Here is a 15,769-nt window from a genome sequence, read left to right on the forward strand (position 1 = left end):
GGGACATCTACATGCGAAAGTGACGTGATCCTCTCCACGTTTCGCTGTTTGCCCGGGACCGATCAACACAGCCGAAGGAGAGCTTCATGACGAAGACCAGCACCCTGGCGCTCGCAGTCGCCCTGGCTCTGAGCGCCGGAAGCGTCCACGCGCAGGAGTACCGCGACTGGGATACCGATGCCAGCGGCACCATCGGCGAGAGCGAGTTCATGGCCGGTGCCGGCGAAACCGGCGCGTTCGGCGAGTGGGATGCCGACAGCGACGGTCTCATCGCCGAGAACGAATTCCAGGGCGGCCTCTACAACACCTGGGACGATGACGAGAACGACGAGCTGACCGAGGCCGAGTTCACCGAGGGCTGGAACACCTGGTACGGCGATACCGAGGTCAGCTACGGCGAGTGGGACGGGGACGGCAGCGGCGCGCTGTCCGAGGAAGAGTTCGGTGCCGGCATCGCCGACGCCGGCGTGTACTCGCAGTGGGAGTCCGACGAGACCGCCGGGCTGAACGAGGAAGAGTTCTACGGCGGCGCCTACGGCACCGTCGACGCCGATGACGACGGCGAGCTCGCCGAGGCCGAGTACGGCGAGTACGAGGAAGACGACGACTGGCTGTTCTGACGACCGTGCGATCGCATGCCGCGCATCACCCGATGCGCGGCCTCCCTCGTGACCATTCGAAGCCAGACGGAGACCGAACGATGAAGACCGCCATCACCGCATTCACCCTCGCCCTGCTGCTCTCGACCGCGCCGGCCGGCGCGCAGACCAGCGCCTCGGCCGGCGCGCAGGCGGGCTGGGACACCTGGGACGCCGACACCAGCGGCGCCATCTCGCAGGAGGAGTTCCGCTCGAAGGCCGAGGAGACCGGCCTGTTCGGCATCTGGGACGAGAACGACGACGACCAGATCAGTTCCGAGGAGTACGGCGGCGGCCTGTTCTCGGTGCTGGACGACGACGATGACGGCTCCCTCACCGTTTCGGAATGGGACGAGGGGATCGACCGGATCTTCGGCGAACAGGCGGCCAATCTCGAAACCTCGGCCTGGGACGACGACGGCGACGGCACGATCACCCGCGAGGAGTTCAACGAGCAGATCGGCGAGGCCGGCCTGTTCGCGTCGATGGAGCCGGGCGATGACGAGCAGCTGGGCCAGGACGAGTTCCTGGGCGGGCTGTTCGACACGGCCGACGCCGACGACGACGAGGAAGTCTCGAACGACGAGTTCATGTTCGACGATTTCCTGTTCTGAGCGCGGACCGGGAACGAAACGGGGCGCCCCTCGCGGGGCGCCCCTATTTTTTTTTCCGAACGACGGGACGCTTGCTCAGTCGCGCCCGACGCGCTCGCCGGCCAGCGTCGCCTGGGCGGCGGCGAGACGGGCGATCGGGACGCGGTAGGGCGAGCAGGAGACGTAGTCGAGGCCGACTTGCTCGCAGAAGCGGATCGAGGACGGGTCGCCCCCGTGCTCGCCGCAGATGCCGAGCTTGACGTCGGGCCGGGTCTCCCGGCCGCGCGAGACCGCGAGGCGCACCAGCTCGCCCACCCCCTCCTGGTCGAGGCTCACGAAGGGGTCGTGCTCCAGGATGCCGTGGCGCTGGTAGTCCGGCAGGAAGCTCGCCGCGTCGTCGCGGGAGATGCCGAAGGTCGTCTGCGTCAGGTCGTTGGTGCCGAAGCTGAAGAACTCCGCGCTGGCGGCGATGTCGCCGGCGCGCAGTGCTGCGCGCGGCAGCTCGATCATGGTGCCGACGAGATAGTCGATCCTGCGTCCGGACGCCTGCATCACCTCGCCCGCGACGCGGTCGATCACCGCCTTCAGGATGTCCAGCTCCTTGCGGGAGCCGACCAGCGGGATCATGATCTCCGGCGTCACCGTCTCGCCGCTGTCGCGGAACACCTCGACCGCCGCCTCGAAGATCGCGCGGGCCTGCATCTCGTAGATCTCGGGATAGGAGATGCCGAGCCGGCAGCCGCGATGGCCGAGCATCGGGTTCGCTTCGTGGAGCTGCAGCGCGCGATGGCGGACCCGCGGGGCGTCGATGCCGGCGGCGGCGGCCACCTCCGCCATCTCCTCCTCGGTGTTGGGCAGGAACTCGTGCAGCGGCGGGTCGAGCAGGCGGATCGTGACCGGCAGCCCCTTCATGATCCCGAACAGCTCGACGAAGTCGCGGCGCTGCATCGGCTCGATCTTGGCCAGCGCCGCGCGGCGGCCGGCCTCGTCCTCGGCCAGGATCATCTCGCGCACGGCGACGATGCGGTCGGTGTCGAAGAACATGTGCTCGGTCCGGCACAGGCCGATGCCCTCGGCCCCGAACCGCACCGCGGTGCGCGCGTCCAGCGGCGTCTCGGCGTTGGTGCGCACCCTCATCCGCCGGATGCCGTCCGCCCAGCCCATCAGGGTCGCGAAGTCGCCCGACAGCTCGGGCTGGATCGTCGGCACCTCGCCCAGCATCACCTCGCCGGTCGAGCCGTCGATGGTCACGACGTCGCCGGCCTTGATCGTGACGCCGCGCACCATCACGGTCTGGCCCTTGTAGTCGACGCGCAGCTCGCCGGCGCCGGCGACGCAGGCCCGGCCCATGCCGCGGGCGACGACGGCCGCGTGGCTGGTCATGCCGCCGCGCGTCGTCAGGATACCCCTGGCGGCGTGCATGCCGTGGATGTCCTCGGGGCTGGTCTCGATCCGGCACAAGATCACCGCCTCGCCCATCTCCGACAGGCTCTCCGCCTCGTCGGCGCTGAAGACGAGCTTGCCGGACGCCGCACCCGGCGAGGCCGGCAGGCCGCGCGCGATCACGGTGCGCTGCGCCTTGGGATCGAGCGTCGGGTGCAGGAGCTGGTCGAGGGAGGACGGCTCGATGCGCCGGACCGCCTCCTCGCGCGTGACCACGCCCTCGGCGCACAGGTCGACCGCGATCTTGAGGGCGGCCGCGGCCGTGCGCTTGCCGGTGCGGGTCTGCAGCATGTACAGCTTGCCCTGCTGCACCGTGAACTCGATGTCCTGCATGTCGCGGTAGTGCCGCTCCAGGCGCAGGCGCACCGCGTCGAGCTGGGCGAACACCTCGGGCATCACCTCCTCCATCGCGGGGAGGTCAGACTTGTTCGCGAGCTTGCCCGCCACCGTCAGGTGCTGGGGCGTGCGGATGCCGGCGACGACGTCCTCGCCCTGGGCGTTCACGAGATACTCGCCATAGAAGCGGTTCTCGCCGGTCGAGGGATCGCGCGTGAAGGCGACGCCGGTCGCGCAGTCCTCGCCCATGTTGCCGAACACCATGGCCTGGACGTTGACGGCCGTGCCCCAGTCGGCGGGGATGTCGTGCAGGCGCCGGTAGGTGATCGCGCGCTGGTTCATCCAGGAGCCGAACACCGCGCCGATCGCGCCCCAGAGCTGCTCGTGGACGTCCTGGGGGAAGGGCCGGCCGAGCGCGTGGGCGACCGCCTTCTTGTAGTCCTGGACCACCGCCTGCCAGTCGGCGGACGTCATCTCGGTGTCGAGGGTGATGTCGCGGTCGCGCTTGGCGTGCTCCAGGATCTCCTCGAAATGGTGGTGGTCGACGCCCAGCACGACGTTGCCGTACATCTGGATGAAGCGGCGGTAGCTGTCGAAGGCGAAGCGCTCGTCGCCGGAACGCCGGGCCAGGCCGCGCACCGTCTCGTCGTTGAGGCCGAGGTTCAGGACGGTGTCCATCATGCCCGGCATCGAGGCGCGAGCACCCGAGCGCACCGAGACCAGCAGCGGGTCGGCGGCGTCGCCGAAGCGGCTGCCGATGCTGCGCTCGACGTCGGCCAGCGCCGCCTCGACCTGGGTCTTCAGGTCGGCGGGATAGCTGCGGCCGTTGGCGTAGTAATAGGTGCAGACCTCGGTCGTGATGGTGAAGCCCGCCGGAACCGGCAGTCCCAGATTGCTCATCTCGGCGAGGTTCGCGCCCTTGCCGCCGAGCAGGTTCTTCATGTCGGCCCGGCCTTGCGCCTTGCCGTCGCCGAAGCTGTAGACCCAGCGGGTGGTCGCCTGGCTTTCCATCGTCGTCATTCCTCGGTCCGCCCCGTTTCCGTCCAATCTATCCCTCGATCCGCGAGAAGTCCGCGACCTGGTCCAGGGTCGCCCGGATCTGCCCCAGGAGCCGCAGCCGGTTCGCGCGCAGATCGGCCCGGTCGGTGTTGACCGTGACCCGGTCGAAGAACGCGTCCACGGGCTCCCGGAGCCGCGCCATCGCGGCCATGCATCCGGAAAAGTCCTCGCGCGCCAGCAGGGGTACCGCCGTCCGCTCGGCCTCGCCCAGGGCCGCGAAGAGGGCCTTCTCCTCCGGCTGCTCCAGGAGGGAGGCCTCGGGGGCCTCGCCCTCGTAGGCGCGGCCGTCCTTCTTCTCCTCGATGCGCACGATGTTGGAGGCGCGCCGGTAGGCGGTCAGCAGGTTGGCGCCGTCCTCGGTCGCGAGCAGCGCCTGCAGCGCGTCGACGCGCGCCAGCAGGCGCACGAGGTCGTCCTCTCCGCCGAGCGCGAACACCGCGTCGACGAGGTCGTGGCGCACGCCGCGGTCGCGCAGGACCACCTTCAGCCGGTCGGCGAAGAAGTCAAGGAGCTGGCCCGCCACCTCCGCCCCCGGCGCCAGCCCGTCGGCGCGGTGGAGCTGGTGGGCGGCGGCGAAGGCGTCGAGCAGGCGCAGCCGCAGCCCGTTCTCGACCACGAGGCGGATCGCGCCCAGTGCCGCGCGGCGCAGCGCGAACGGGTCCTTGGAGCCGGTCGGCCGCTCGCCGACCGCGAAGAAGCCGACCAGCGTGTCGAGCTTGTCGGCGAGCGCCACCGCCACCGAGGCGGGGGCGGTCGGGCAGGCGTCGGCGGGGCCGAGCGGCCGGTAGTGGGCTGCGACCGCGTCGGCCACCTCCGCCGGCTCGCCCTGGGCGAGCGCGTAGTAGCGGCCCATGACGCCCTGCAGCTCGGGGAACTCCCCGACCATGCCGGTCACGAGGTCGGCCTTGGCCAGCCGGGCCGCGGCACGCACCCGGTCGGGGTCGGCGCCGGGGACGGCGCCGGCCAGGTCGGCCGCCAGCGTCTCCAGCCGCGACACCTTGTCGGCGAGCGTGCCGAGGCGCGCGTGGAAGACGATGTCGGCCAGCGCCGGCACGCGTTCCTCCAGGCGCTGCCTGCGGTCTTGGTCCCAGAAGAACTTGGCGTCCGACAGCCGGGCGCGCAGCACGCGCTCGTTGCCGCCGACGATCACCGCGCCGCCGTCGGCCGGCACCGTGTTGGCCGCGACCAGGAAGCGGGAGGCCAGCGCCCCGTCGGCCCCGGACAGGGCGAAGTAGCGCTGGTGCGTGCGCATCGAGGTGACCAGCACCTCCGGCGGCACGTCCATGAACGCCTCGTCGATGCGGCCGGCGAACAGGACCGGCCATTCGACCAGCCCGGCCACCTCGTCGAGAAGGCCGGGATCGTCGACCAGCGACAGCCCCTCGCGCGCGGCCAGGCGCTGCGCCTCGGCCAGGACCAGGGAGCGGCGCTCCTCGCGGTCGAGGACGACGAAGGCGTCGCGCAGCTTCTCGCGGTAATCGGCGTAGCCGGTCACGCGGATGGGTGCCGGCGCCAGGAAGCGGTGCCCGCGCGTCGCGTCGCCATAGGGCCGGTCGCCGCCGTCGGCGCGCCAGCCCGGCTGCGCGCCGCCGTCGGCCCGGCCGAGCGAGAGCCCGCCCGCGAGCACCTCGCCGTCGAACAGGGCCAGGATCGAGTGCAGCGGCCGCACCCAGCGCAACGCATGGCCGGCCCAGCGCATCGACTTGGGCCAGGGCATCGCCAGGATCGCCTCGGCCAGCAGGCCGGGGAGGATGTCGGCGGTGCGCCGCCCCTCCTTGCGCAGGACGGCGAAGTAGAAGACGCCCTTGCCGGTGTCGCGCTGCTCGCACTGCTCGAGGGTGACGCCGGCGCTCTTCAGGAAGCCTTCGAGGGCGGCGGGCGGGGCGCCGACGCGCGGGCCGCGGCGCTCCTCGTCCACGGCCGCCTGCTCGACCGGCAGCCCGTCGACCGCCAGCACGAGGCGGCGCGGCGTCACATGCGCCTCGGCCGTGGCGTGGGCCAGGCCCTCGGCGGCGAGGCGCTCGGTCACGAGGCGGCGGAAATCCTCGGCCGCCTTCGCCTGCATGCGCGCCGGGATCTCTTCGGAGAGGAGTTCGATCAGGAGTTCGGCCATCTGTCCGGTCTTCTTCTTCCCGCTACGCCGCCCGGCCGCTTGCGCCGGAGAGCCAGACCTCGCAGCAGGCGCGCGCGAGCGTGCGCACGCGGCCGATATAGGCCGCCCGCTCGACCACGCTGATGACGCCGCGCGCGTCCAGCAGGTTGAAGACGTGGCCGGCCTTCAGGCAGTACTCGTAGGCCGGCAGCGCCAGGCCGGCGGCGAGCAGGGTCTTGCACTCGGCCTCGAAATCGGCGAAGTGGCGGAACAGCCGCTCGACGCCGGAATGCTCGAACGTGTAGGCGGAATGCTCGTACTCGGCCCGGCGGAACACGTCGCCATAGGTGAAGCCGGCGCCGTTGAAGTCGAGGTCGTAGACGTTCTCGATGCCCTGGATGTACATCGCGAGGCGCTCGAGCCCGTAGGTCAGCTCGACCGCGACGGGGTTGCAGTCGAAACCGCCGAGCTGCTGGAAATAGGTGAACTGCGTCACCTCCATGCCGTCGCACCAGACCTCCCAGCCGAGGCCCCAGGCGCCGAGCGTCGGGTTCTCCCAGTCGTCCTCGACGAAGCGCAGGTCGTGGACCGCGGGGTCGATGCCGAGCGCGTACAGGCTCTCCAGGTACAGCTCCTGCACGTTCTCGGGCGAGGGCTTGAGGACGACCTGGAACTGGTGGTGCTGGTACAGGCGGTTCGGGTTGTCGCCGTAGCGGCCGTCCTTGGGCCGGCGCGAGGGCTGGACATACGCGGTCCGCCAGGGGTCCGGCCCGAGCGTGCGCAGGGTCGTCGCGGGGTGCGAGGTGCCGGCGCCGACCTCGATGTCGTAGGGCTGCAGGATCACGCAGCCATGGCGCGACCAGTAGTCCTGAAGCCGGAGTATCAGCCCCTGGAAGCCCAGGGGCCGCCCATCCGACCCGCGAGCAGCCGGGGGCGCGCTGGAAGGCGCCATCGGATCACGCTTTTGCTTATGTTGCAGTGCGCCGAACGATACGCGCGCCTCCTGCGGGAATCAAGTGCGGGGGACGGCGCCTTCCGGGATAGGTGCAGTGCAAAAGGCGGCCGGGATTTCCCGGGGCGGGCGCAGCGGCGCGGGGTCGAGGTCGGCGAGGTCGCAGGCCACCATCTCGCGCACCAGCTCGGCGAAGCCGGTCCGCGGCCGCCAGCCGAGCCGCTCGCGCGCCTTGGCGGCGTCGCCGACCAGCCGCTCCACCTCCGCCGGGCGGAACAGCGCCGGGTCGACCGCCACCAGCACCTCGCCGGTGCGCGCGTCGAGCCCGCGCTCGTCGAGGCCCCGGCCGTGCCAGGCCAGGCGCCGTCCGGTCTCGGCGAAGGCCGCCTCGACGAAGTCGCGCACGCTGTGCGAGCGGCCGGTCGCGAGCACGTAGTCGTCCGGCGCCGGCTGCTGGAGCATCAGCCACATCCCCTCCACGTAGTCCCGGACATGGCCCCAGTCGCGCCGCGCCTCCAGGTTGCCCAGCACCAGCCGGCGCGCGAGCCCGTGATGGATGGCCGCGACGCCGCGCGTGATGCGGCGCGTCACGAACGCCTCGCCGCGCGTCGGGCCCTCGTGATTGAACAGGATGCCGTTGCACGCGAACAGGCCGTGGGCGCGCCGGTAGATCGCCGTTACCGCATGCGCGAACTGCTTGGCCGCGGCGTAGGGGCTGACCGGGGCGAAGGGTGTCGTCTCGCGCTGCGGCACCTCCGCCCCGTCGCCGAACAGCTCCGAGGTCGACGCCTGGTAGAAGCGCGCCGTCGGCGCGAGCCCGGCGGCGCGGATCGCCTCCAGCAGGCGCAGCGGCCCGAGTGCTCCCACCTCGGCCGTGTGCTCGGGCACCTCGAAGCTGAGATGGACGTGGCTCTGGGCCGCGAGGTTGTAGACCTCGTCCGGGCGCAGCCGCCGGAGCAGCCGGTCGAGCCCGGGCCCGTCGAGCAGATCGCCGAAATGCAGCTCCAGCGGGGCGCCGCTGCCGGGCGGCCCCGCGTGCAGATGGGCGAGGCGGCCGCCGCGCGCCTCGGCCGGCCGGCGCGTCAGCCCGTGCACCCGGTAGCCCCGGGCCAGCAGGAACTCCGCCAGGCAGGCGCCGTCCTGGCCGGTAACCCCCGTGATCAGCGCAACCTTCCCCACGTCTCTCGATCCTCCGGGCGATATCGGTATCGGCCCCGGAGTGTAGCGCCATCGCAGGCGATGTCCACCCGCTTCGGTAGAGATTATTCGGCTATGTTTTACCTGAGCGTGCCGTGGGGCCGGGCTCGCGGCAGGAAGAGGGCGATGCGGGTCCCGCCCCGGACCGAGGCCTCGACCGCGGCCCCGACCTGTTCGGCCATCATGCCGACGAGGCGGTGCCCGAACCCCGTCCGGCCGCCGAGCGAGAAGCCGTTCGGCAGGCCCTTGCCGTCGTCCGCGACGCTCAACCGGTACCCGCCCCCGGCCAGACGCTTGCCGCGCACCCGCACAATGCCCGCGGCGCCGGGATCGAAGGCGTGCCGGAACGCGTTGGTGACCAGTTCGTTCACGACGAGGGCCAGGGCCTGGGCCACCTCCGGCTCGACCTCCAGGGGATCGAGCTCGGCGATGAGGGTCGGCCCCAGCCCGTCGCCGCCGAGCGCGCGCGCCAGCGAGGCGCAGACGATGCCCACATAGGTGTCGACGTCGACCGTCCCGGTGCGCTGCTGGGCGTGCAGCATGCCGTGGAGCACGGCCAGCGCCTCGATCCGCGAGCACGAGCGGCGAAGCAGCTCGGTATCCGAGGCGCGCTGCTGGCCGGCCTCGATGCGCATCAGCGAGACGAGCGCCTGGAGGCTGTTGGCCACGCGATGGTCCACCTCGCGCCGCAGCATCTCGCTGCGCCGGAGCTGGTCCTGCTGCCGCCGCACGGCCTCGGCCAGCTCCGCGGCCTTGCGGTCCGCTTCCCGCAGGGCTTCGGCCGCGTGCGCCAGCGCCTCGCTCGCCCGGTCCAGCGCGACGCCGAGGGTCCGGACCTCGGCCTCGCCGTCCAGCCCTCGCGGGCCCCGTCCGCCCGCCGCCGCGAGTTTCGCTTGCAGCAGTTCGGCATGCAGCCGCCCGGCCAGGCTCCGAAGCTCCAGGATCTCGAATTGCATCCCCGCGGCCCCGTTCCCCGCGGCCCCGTTCCCCGCAGCCCCGTTCGAGGAGCCGTCCCCGTCGGGCATGCCCAAGACGACATCCCCCGGTCCGGTGGTCGGCCGGATCGACTTTCCCATGATCTCCAGGTCCCTCGCGATGGCCGGCGGTGTCCGAAGCCGGCACCGCATCATCGCAGGCGCCGGGCGTCCGGTCGGTACAGTTCCGCACGAAAGCCGGGACAAAGCCGGCCGTCCGGGCCTTGCCCCGCGCGCCATCGGGCCCACATGCGGTCCACCACCCGCAGGACGGAACTGGCGCGGGCGGCTGAGAGATACGAGCGCTCCCGCCGGAACAACGCGGAGGCGGAGCTCGTGCCCGGCGAAGACATCACCACGTCCAATCGCTTCCTCGCTTCGCTTCCCGGCGAAAGCCTGCAGCGGCTGCGCCCCCATTTCCACCCGCTCGACCTGCCCTTGAGGATGGTGCTGTTCGAAATGGGCGATCCGGCGGAGCACGTGTTCTTCATGGCCCGCGGCATGACGTCCCTGCTGATCCGGCTGGAGGACGGAGCGCTTCTCGAAGTGGGCGTGGTCGGCAGGGAAGGCGCCGTCGGGCTGGCGGCCCTGATGGGCGCCCGGTCGGCGCCCCATACGGGCATGATCCAGATCCCCGGCAAGGGGGCCCGGATCGAGGCCGGCATCCTGCGCGACGAGATGCTCCGCAGCGCCGGGGTGCTGGACCCGGTGCTGCGCTGGACGCAGGCGCTGAACGCCCAGGTGTCGCAGACGGCGGCCTGCAACGCGCACCACACCCTGCAGGAGCGGCTCGCGCGCTGGCTGCTGATGGCGCACGACCGGGCCGAAGACGACGCGCTGCCGCTGACGCAGGACTTCCTGTCGATGATGCTGGGAGTGCGGCGGGCCGGCGTGACGGTCGCAGCCAACGTCCTGCAGCAGGCGGGCGCCATCTCCTACCGCCGGGGCCGGATCGCCGTGCTGGATCGATCGGGCCTGGAGGAGGTCTCGTGCGAATGCTACGCCATGGTGACGCGGCAGATCCGGGCGCTCCTCGCCGACGACGGTATCGCGGAGCCGGGGAGCAATGCTATAGTAGGCATAAACCGGCCACCACGGTAGAGATTAGCTGGATATGACTTCGCCCCCACATGCCGCATTCGAGACGACGGGGGCCCGGATCTGGGTCGCCGGGCATGGCGGCATGGTCGGCGCGGCGGTCGCCCGGCGGTTGCGGGCGGCGGGGGCCGAGGTGCTGACCGTAGGGCGCGGGGAACTGGACCTGCGGCGCGGGAACGACGTCGAGGCGTGGCTGGACCGGCAGCGGCCGGACGCGGTGGTCGTGGCGGCGGCGACGGTCGGCGGCATCCTGGACAACGACGCGCGGCCGGCGGATTTCCTGTACGACAACCTCGCGATCGCCGCCGCCACGATCGAGGGGGCGCGGCGCGCGGGCGTGCGCCGGCTGATGTTCCTCGGCTCGACCTGCATCTATCCCCGCGACGCCGCGCAGCCCGTGCGCGAGGACAGCCTGCTCGCCGGGCCGCTGGAGCCGACGAACCAGTGGTACGCGGTCGCCAAGATCGCGGGGGCGAAGCTGTGCGAGGCCTATCGGCGCCAGCATGGCTGCGACTTCTTCGCGGCGATGCCGACCAACCTGTACGGGCCGGGCGACCGTTTCGATCCCGGGCGCGCGCATGTCGTGCCGGCGCTGATCGCGCGGCTGCACGAGGCGCGGCTGCGCGGCGCGCGCAGCGTCCGGCTATGGGGCACCGGGCGGGCGCTGCGCGACTTCCTGCACGTCGACGACGCGGCCGACGCGCTGGTCCTGCTGCTGGCCCGCCATGCCGGCGGGGCGCCGGTCAATGTCGGCTCGGGCAGCGAGGTCACGATCCTGGAACTGGCCCGCCTCGTCGCCCGCACGGTCGGCTGGAGCGGCGCGATCGTCCCCGACCCGTCGAAGCCGGACGGCACGCCGCGCAAGCTCGCCGACACGTCCAGGCTCGCGGCGCTGGGCTGGCGGCCGCGGATCGGCCTGGCCGAGGGACTGGCGGACGCCTATCGCTGGTACCTGGAGACGGCCGGGGATCAGAAAGGCGGGGATCAGAAAGGGCAGTCAGGGCGGCCGCAGGCGGCGGCCGAGGCGGGCGCGACGTAGACGCCGCAGACCCGGCATTTCTCCATCTCCTCCGCCCGGCTGCCCTTGCCGGGCGCGGCGGCGCCCGGCGCCCGGCGCCCGACCGGCCGCGCCTGCTCGGCACGCAGGCGGTTGACGCGCGAGATCCATTTGAAGCCGTACCAGACGACCAGGATGATGAGCGCGAGGGTCAGGAGCTTCGGCAGGCTGAACATGCTTCCTCTTAGAGAAAGGCCGGGCGCATGGTCAAGTGCCCGCATCGGACCGGCACTGTTAGGCTGCCGATCCCCCCTCCCGCACAAGCGGGAGAGGAGATGTTCGCGTCGGCGTCGTTCCCTTCCCGGTCAAATGCGACGACCCTGATCAGGCGGCGTTCAGCGGCCTCACCCGATCGGCGATTTCCGCCCCGCTCGCGCGCTGAGCCGCGCGCAGGTCGTAATCGGACTGAAGATTCAACCAGAAGCGCGGCTCCATGCCGAAATACGCGCCCAGCCGCAACGCGGTGTCGGCGGTGATGGCACGGCGGCCGGCGACGATCTCGCTGATCCGGTTCGCCGGGACATCGATGTCCCGGGCGAGTCGGTTCGCGCTGATTGCGTGCGGATCCATGAACTCCTCCTTCAGGATCTCGCCCGGGGTGATCAGGTCCAGAAGGTCGGACATGTCTACAGCTCCTTGTCTCTTCGACTTTCGACGTTTTTGACCTTTTTCAGTGATAGTCACAAACCTCAACGTCGTAAGCATCGCCGTCGTGCCAGACGAAGCAGATCCGCCATTGATCGTTTATGCGGATACTATGCTGGCCCTCCCGATCGCCTTTCAGGGCCTCCAGACGGTTGCCTGGAGGAACGCGCAGGCTTTCCAGGCTGACCGCCGCGTCCAGGATGCGCAGCTTGACGCGGGCTTTGCGCTCGACCGCTTCAAAGCGGCGAACCCGGGTGTCCCGGAAGAGATCCGCGGTATCGCGGCCGGCAAAGGTCTTGATCATACGCACAGCAGCTCGGCCTGGACGGGGCTACGGAAACGCCTCGAAACCTACGCATGAAACGTATCACGTATTCCGTAATACGTAAACCGTACAGAACTGGGCCGAGCCTTCCACGCTGCCGCTCCACGCGCCGGCGATGGAGGGGCTACAGGCCGTAGCGCGACCAGAGGGCGCGTTCCTCGACGGCGCCGATCATGGCGCCAGCGGCCTGGCCGGCCCAGTCGCCCGTCGCGTCGCCCATCACGTCGGCGGCGATGCGAAACGGGCGGCGGGCGAACCAACGGCGCGGCGTCTGCGCGAGGCGCAGACGCACCTTCTCGCCGTAGCGCTCGCGCAGGACCGAGCGCAGGTCGCCCAGCCCGTCCACGAGGCCGAGCTCCAGCGCCCGGCGCCCGGTCCAGAAGTCGCCGCTGAACAGCACGTCCTCCGGCGCCTTCAGGCGGGCGCCGCGGCGCTCGCGCACCATCGCCTTGAAGGCGTCGTGGATCTCGGCCTGGAGCTGGCGCAGCTTGGCCACGTCCTCGGGGTCCTCGGGCTGGAACGGGTCGAGGCGGGCCTTATGCTCGCCCGAGGTGTGCACGCGCCGCTCGATGCCCCAGCGCTCGATCAGGCCCTGGAAGCCGAAGCCGGAGGAGACGACGCCGATCGAGCCGACGATCGAGGCCTCGTCGGCGAAGATCTCGTCCGCGGCGCAGGCGAGCCAGTAGCCGCCCGAGGCCGCGACGTCCTCGGTGAAGGCCAGCACCGGCACCCTCTTCTCCCTCGCGAGCTGGCGGATGCGGCCCGCGACCAGCGACGACTGCACCGGCGAGCCGCCGGGCGAGTTCACGACCAGCGCCACCGCCGCCCGGTCGGGCACCGAGAAGGCGCGCTCGATGATGCCGGCATATGTCGCGAGGTTGATCGACTGGCGGAAGGCGCCCCCGGGGCCGATGACGCCGGCCAGCCGGATGACGGAGACGACGGGATGCCGCGGGCGCCCCATCATCTTCAGGAGGGAATCGGTCCACATGATCGGGTTAGATAAGGCGGCGCGGCGCGAATGGAAGCCGCTCATCCGGCCGCGAGCGCCGCGGCACCGCGCAGCACCGCCTCGGCCTCGGCGGTGTAGCCGCCGCCGGGGCCGTGGAGGACGAGGCCCGGCAGCAGGCGCGCCGGGCCGCGCACGCCGAGCCGCGCCCGGACCAGGACCCGGCGGGCCGGCCTGCCGCCGCCGGGCCAGACCGGGATCAGGGTCACTTCGCCGAACCGGCCGCGCAGCAGGGAGACCAGCTCGTCGAAGCGGTCGGCGCGGTGGACGAAGGCAACCGTGCCCTTGGGGCGCAGCAGGCGCGCGGCGCAGGCGACCCAGTCCGCCAGCCCGGCCGCGCCCTCGCCATGCGCGGCGGCGCGGCCGGCGTCGGGCGGCGGCGTGTGGGCGCCGGCCCTCATGAAGGGCGGGTTGGCGAGCACGTGGTCGAAGCCCGGCTCGATGCCCGGCGGCGGGGCCAGCAGGTCGCCGGCCAGGACCCGCACGCGGTCGGCGAGCCCGGAGGCGGCGGCATTGGCGTTGGCGAGGTCCGCCAGGCCGGGCTGCAGCTCCAGGCCGGTCACCTGCAGGCCGGGCACGCGGGCGGCGAGGCAAAGTGACGCAGCCCCGGCACCGGCGCCGAGGTCGAGCGCGCGCTCGCCCGGCCGGGCGGGGATGCAGGCCGCCAGCAGCACCGGGTCGATCGCGGCGCGGTATCCCTCGGCCGGCTGGGCGAGCCGGACGCGCCCGTCGAGCAGGCGGTCCTCGGTGAGGTCCCCGGCGGCTCCTGGGTTCACGGCCCCTGGGTTCACGGCCCCTGGATTCACGGCCCCTGGATTCACGGCAGCGGCGCGCGGGGCAGCTCGCCCGCGTCCTCGAGCAGCCGGCGGGCGCGGGCGTGGTCGTCCGCGTCGACCATCAGGCGGCGCGGGATCGCGCCGATGCTGCCCTCCAGGATGCTGGTATGATGGTCGAGGACCACGGCCTCGATGCCGGCGTCGGCGAGCAGCGCCGTCAGCCAGGACAGGAGCACCGGGTCGGTGGTCCTCAGCAGTTCCTTCATGCGGCGGTCTCCGGCGCGAGCGGGGGCCGGCGGTTCTTGCGGACGACTGCACTTGACCACCGGGAAGCGGACCTTATGCTCGCTGTCACCCGAAGGCACGTCAATCCAAGCTGGAGACCAAGTTGGCGGTCGCGTCCTCCCTGAACCCAGAAGGCCCGCAGCCGGGCCACAACGCGCTGGAGGCCCTGACCGCGCTCGTCGCCGGCGACCTGGAGACGTGCAACCGGCTGATCGTCGAGCGCATGGACTCCGAGGTCGAGCTGATCCCGCAGCTCGCCGGCTACATCGTCGCCGGCGGCGGCAAGCGGCTGCGGCCGGTGCTGACGCTGGCGTCGGCGCGGCTGTGCGGCTACCGGGGCGAGCGCCACGCGGCGCTGGCGGCCTGCGTCGAGTTCATCCACACCGCGACGCTGCTGCACGACGACGTCGTCGACGAAAGCGACCTGCGGCGCGGGCGCGCCTCGGCCAACGCGGTGTTCGGCAACAAGCCGAGCGTCCTGGTCGGCGACTTCCTGTTCAGCCGCGCCTTCCAGCTCATGGTCGAGGACGGCTCGCTCGACGTGCTGCGCATCCTCTCGAACGCATCGGCGGTGATCGCCGAGGGCGAGGTGCTGCAGCTGGCGACGACGAACGACACCGCGACGACCGAGGACGCCTATCTGCGCGTGATCCGGGCCAAGACGGCGGAGCTGTTCGCGGCGGCCTGCCGGATCGGCGCGGTCGTGGCGGACCGTCCCGCCGCCGACGAGGAGGCGCTGACGGGCTACGGGCTCAATCTCGGCATCGCCTTCCAGCTCGTCGACGACGTGCTGGACTATTCGGCCCTGCAGGCGCGGCTCGGCAAGACGGTCGGCGACGACTTCCGCGAGGGCAAGATCACGCTGCCGGTCGTCCTCGCCTTCGAGCGCGCCGACGAGGAGGAGCGCCGGTTCTGGCGCCGGACCATGGAGGAGACGGACCAGCGCGACGGCGACCTGGAGCATGCGATCGCCCTGATGCAGCGGCACGGCGCGCTCACCGAGACGGTCGAGCGCGCGCGCGGCTACGCGGCCCGCGCCCGCGAGGCGCTGGCCCCGCTGTCGCACGGCCCGTTCGGCGGCGCGCTGCTGGAGGTGCTGGACTTCGTCGTCGACCGGGAGTTCTGAGCGGTCGTTGCGAAACCGGCACCGGCGCCCATATTCCCCTTGCGGCCCCCCGGCGATCCGGCTATAAGGCCGCTCCACACCGGTACGGAGTGTAGCTCAGCCTGGTAGAGCACTGCTTTCGGGAGGCAGGGGCCGGAGGTTCGAATCCTCTCACTCCGACCAAC

General features: G+C 71.7%; 16 protein-coding genes and 1 tRNA gene. 6 read left to right on the forward strand and 11 right to left on the reverse strand.

Annotated elements, in window-relative coordinates:
* The first annotated feature begins 86 nt into the window (after positions 1-86).
* Together VGO20_RS26370 and VGO20_RS26375 are read left to right on the forward strand one after the other, a co-directional pair.
* On the forward strand, positions 87-620 hold the full coding sequence (locus tag VGO20_RS26370) for an EF-hand domain-containing protein (protein ID WP_327505392.1): 534 nt from the start codon (positions 87-89) through the stop codon (positions 618-620).
* A gap of 80 nt (positions 621-700) precedes the next feature.
* On the forward strand, positions 701-1,252 hold the full coding sequence (locus VGO20_RS26375) for an EF-hand domain-containing protein (RefSeq protein WP_327505393.1): 552 nt from the start codon (positions 701-703) through the stop codon (positions 1,250-1,252).
* Between the two features lie 75 nt (positions 1,253-1,327).
* Here the strand turns inward: VGO20_RS26375 and ppdK are convergent, their stop codons facing one another.
* The 5 genes from ppdK to VGO20_RS26400 all read right to left on the reverse strand — a co-directional run bounded on the left by ppdK (position 1,328) and on the right by VGO20_RS26400 (position 9,266).
* On the reverse strand, positions 1,328-4,021 hold the full coding sequence (gene ppdK / locus VGO20_RS26380) for a pyruvate, phosphate dikinase (protein ID WP_327505407.1): 2,694 nt from the start codon (positions 4,019-4,021) through the stop codon (positions 1,328-1,330).
* Between the two features lie 37 nt (positions 4,022-4,058).
* Positions 4,059-6,182 (reverse strand): glycine--tRNA ligase subunit beta, encoded by a 2,124-nt coding sequence (gene glyS, locus VGO20_RS26385; protein WP_327505394.1) that lies wholly within the window; start codon positions 6,180-6,182, stop codon positions 4,059-4,061.
* A gap of 22 nt (positions 6,183-6,204) precedes the next feature.
* On the reverse strand, positions 6,205-7,113 hold the full coding sequence (locus tag VGO20_RS26390; protein ID WP_327505395.1) for a glycine--tRNA ligase subunit alpha: 909 nt from the start codon (positions 7,111-7,113) through the stop codon (positions 6,205-6,207).
* Positions 7,114-7,173: 60 nt separating this feature from the next.
* The gene (gene gmd, locus VGO20_RS26395) at positions 7,174-8,292 is read right to left on the reverse strand and encodes a GDP-mannose 4,6-dehydratase (RefSeq protein WP_327505396.1); all 1,119 of its coding nucleotides are present in this window, start codon (positions 8,290-8,292) and stop codon (positions 7,174-7,176) included.
* Between the two features lie 98 nt (positions 8,293-8,390).
* Entirely contained in the window at positions 8,391-9,266 is an 876-nt protein-coding gene (locus tag VGO20_RS26400; protein WP_327505397.1) for a sensor histidine kinase, read from the reverse strand.
* A gap of 354 nt (positions 9,267-9,620) precedes the next feature.
* Here VGO20_RS26400 and VGO20_RS26405 point away from each other — a divergent pair, with 354 nt between their 5' ends.
* Positions 9,621-10,385 (forward strand): Crp/Fnr family transcriptional regulator, encoded by a 765-nt coding sequence (locus VGO20_RS26405; protein WP_327505398.1) that lies wholly within the window; start codon positions 9,621-9,623, stop codon positions 10,383-10,385.
* Between the two features lie 13 nt (positions 10,386-10,398).
* On the forward strand, positions 10,399-11,421 hold the full coding sequence (locus VGO20_RS26410) for a GDP-L-fucose synthase family protein (protein WP_327505399.1): 1,023 nt from the start codon (positions 10,399-10,401) through the stop codon (positions 11,419-11,421).
* Here the strand turns inward: VGO20_RS26410 and VGO20_RS26415 are convergent.
* From VGO20_RS26415 to VGO20_RS26440, 6 genes are all read right to left on the reverse strand, one after another.
* Positions 11,367-11,615 (reverse strand): hypothetical protein, encoded by a 249-nt coding sequence (locus tag VGO20_RS26415; RefSeq protein WP_327505400.1) that lies wholly within the window; start codon positions 11,613-11,615, stop codon positions 11,367-11,369. The genes VGO20_RS26410 and VGO20_RS26415 overlap by 55 nt on opposite strands.
* 148 nt (positions 11,616-11,763) lie before the next feature.
* A complete protein-coding gene (locus tag VGO20_RS26420; RefSeq protein ID WP_327505401.1) occupies positions 11,764-12,063 on the reverse strand; it encodes a HigA family addiction module antitoxin in 300 nt (99 codons plus the stop codon).
* Positions 12,064-12,109: 46 nt separating this feature from the next.
* Complete coding sequence (locus tag VGO20_RS26425; protein WP_327505402.1) at positions 12,110-12,388, reverse strand: type II toxin-antitoxin system RelE/ParE family toxin; 279 nt, start codon at positions 12,386-12,388, stop codon at positions 12,110-12,112.
* Between the two features lie 145 nt (positions 12,389-12,533).
* Positions 12,534-13,400, reverse strand: a complete 867-nt coding sequence (locus tag VGO20_RS26430; RefSeq protein ID WP_327505403.1) for a S49 family peptidase — start codon at positions 13,398-13,400, stop codon at positions 12,534-12,536.
* A gap of 41 nt (positions 13,401-13,441) precedes the next feature.
* Positions 13,442-14,194: a tRNA1(Val) (adenine(37)-N6)-methyltransferase gene (locus VGO20_RS26435; protein WP_327505404.1), complete on the reverse strand. Its 753-nt coding sequence runs from the start codon at positions 14,192-14,194 to the stop codon at positions 13,442-13,444.
* Between the two features lie 41 nt (positions 14,195-14,235).
* Positions 14,236-14,460 (reverse strand): putative signal transducing protein, encoded by a 225-nt coding sequence (locus VGO20_RS26440; protein WP_327505405.1) that lies wholly within the window; start codon positions 14,458-14,460, stop codon positions 14,236-14,238.
* Between the two features lie 122 nt (positions 14,461-14,582).
* Here VGO20_RS26440 and VGO20_RS26445 point away from each other — a divergent pair, with 122 nt between their 5' ends.
* Positions 14,583-15,605: a polyprenyl synthetase family protein gene (locus tag VGO20_RS26445; protein WP_327505406.1), complete on the forward strand. Its 1,023-nt coding sequence runs from the start codon at positions 14,583-14,585 to the stop codon at positions 15,603-15,605.
* A gap of 85 nt (positions 15,606-15,690) precedes the next feature.
* A tRNA-Pro gene (locus VGO20_RS26450) sits at positions 15,691-15,767 on the forward strand.
* The last annotated feature ends 2 nt before the right edge of the window (positions 15,768-15,769 follow it).

The sequence above is a fragment of the Arenibaculum sp. genome, from assembly GCF_035998295.1.
Taxonomy (GTDB): Bacteria; Pseudomonadota; Alphaproteobacteria; order Azospirillales; family Azospirillaceae; genus DASYHS01.

What these genes read in the sequence shown, in the direction of transcription:
- VGO20_RS26370 (WP_327505392.1), top strand. Translation starts at nt 87, where the DNA reads ATGACGAAGACCAGCACCCTGGCGCTCGCAGTCGCCCTGGCTCTGAGC.
- VGO20_RS26375 (WP_327505393.1), top strand. Translation starts at nt 701, where the DNA reads ATGAAGACCGCCATCACCGCATTCACCCTCGCCCTGCTGCTCTCGACC.
- ppdK (WP_327505407.1), bottom strand. Translation starts at nt 4,021, where the DNA reads ATGGAAAGCCAGGCGACCACCCGCTGGGTCTACAGCTTCGGCGACGGC.
- glyS (WP_327505394.1), bottom strand. Translation starts at nt 6,182, where the DNA reads ATGGCCGAACTCCTGATCGAACTCCTCTCCGAAGAGATCCCGGCGCGC.
- VGO20_RS26390 (WP_327505395.1), bottom strand. Translation starts at nt 7,113, where the DNA reads ATGGCGCCTTCCAGCGCGCCCCCGGCTGCTCGCGGGTCGGATGGGCGG.
- VGO20_RS26400 (WP_327505397.1), bottom strand. Translation starts at nt 9,266, where the DNA reads ATGCAATTCGAGATCCTGGAGCTTCGGAGCCTGGCCGGGCGGCTGCAT.
- VGO20_RS26410 (WP_327505399.1), top strand. Translation starts at nt 10,399, where the DNA reads ATGACTTCGCCCCCACATGCCGCATTCGAGACGACGGGGGCCCGGATC.
- VGO20_RS26415 (WP_327505400.1), bottom strand. Translation starts at nt 11,615, where the DNA reads ATGTTCAGCCTGCCGAAGCTCCTGACCCTCGCGCTCATCATCCTGGTC.
- VGO20_RS26420 (WP_327505401.1), bottom strand. Translation starts at nt 12,063, where the DNA reads ATGTCCGACCTTCTGGACCTGATCACCCCGGGCGAGATCCTGAAGGAG.
- VGO20_RS26425 (WP_327505402.1), bottom strand. Translation starts at nt 12,388, where the DNA reads ATGATCAAGACCTTTGCCGGCCGCGATACCGCGGATCTCTTCCGGGAC.
- VGO20_RS26430 (WP_327505403.1), bottom strand. Translation starts at nt 13,400, where the DNA reads ATGTGGACCGATTCCCTCCTGAAGATGATGGGGCGCCCGCGGCATCCC.
- VGO20_RS26440 (WP_327505405.1), bottom strand. Translation starts at nt 14,460, where the DNA reads ATGAAGGAACTGCTGAGGACCACCGACCCGGTGCTCCTGTCCTGGCTG.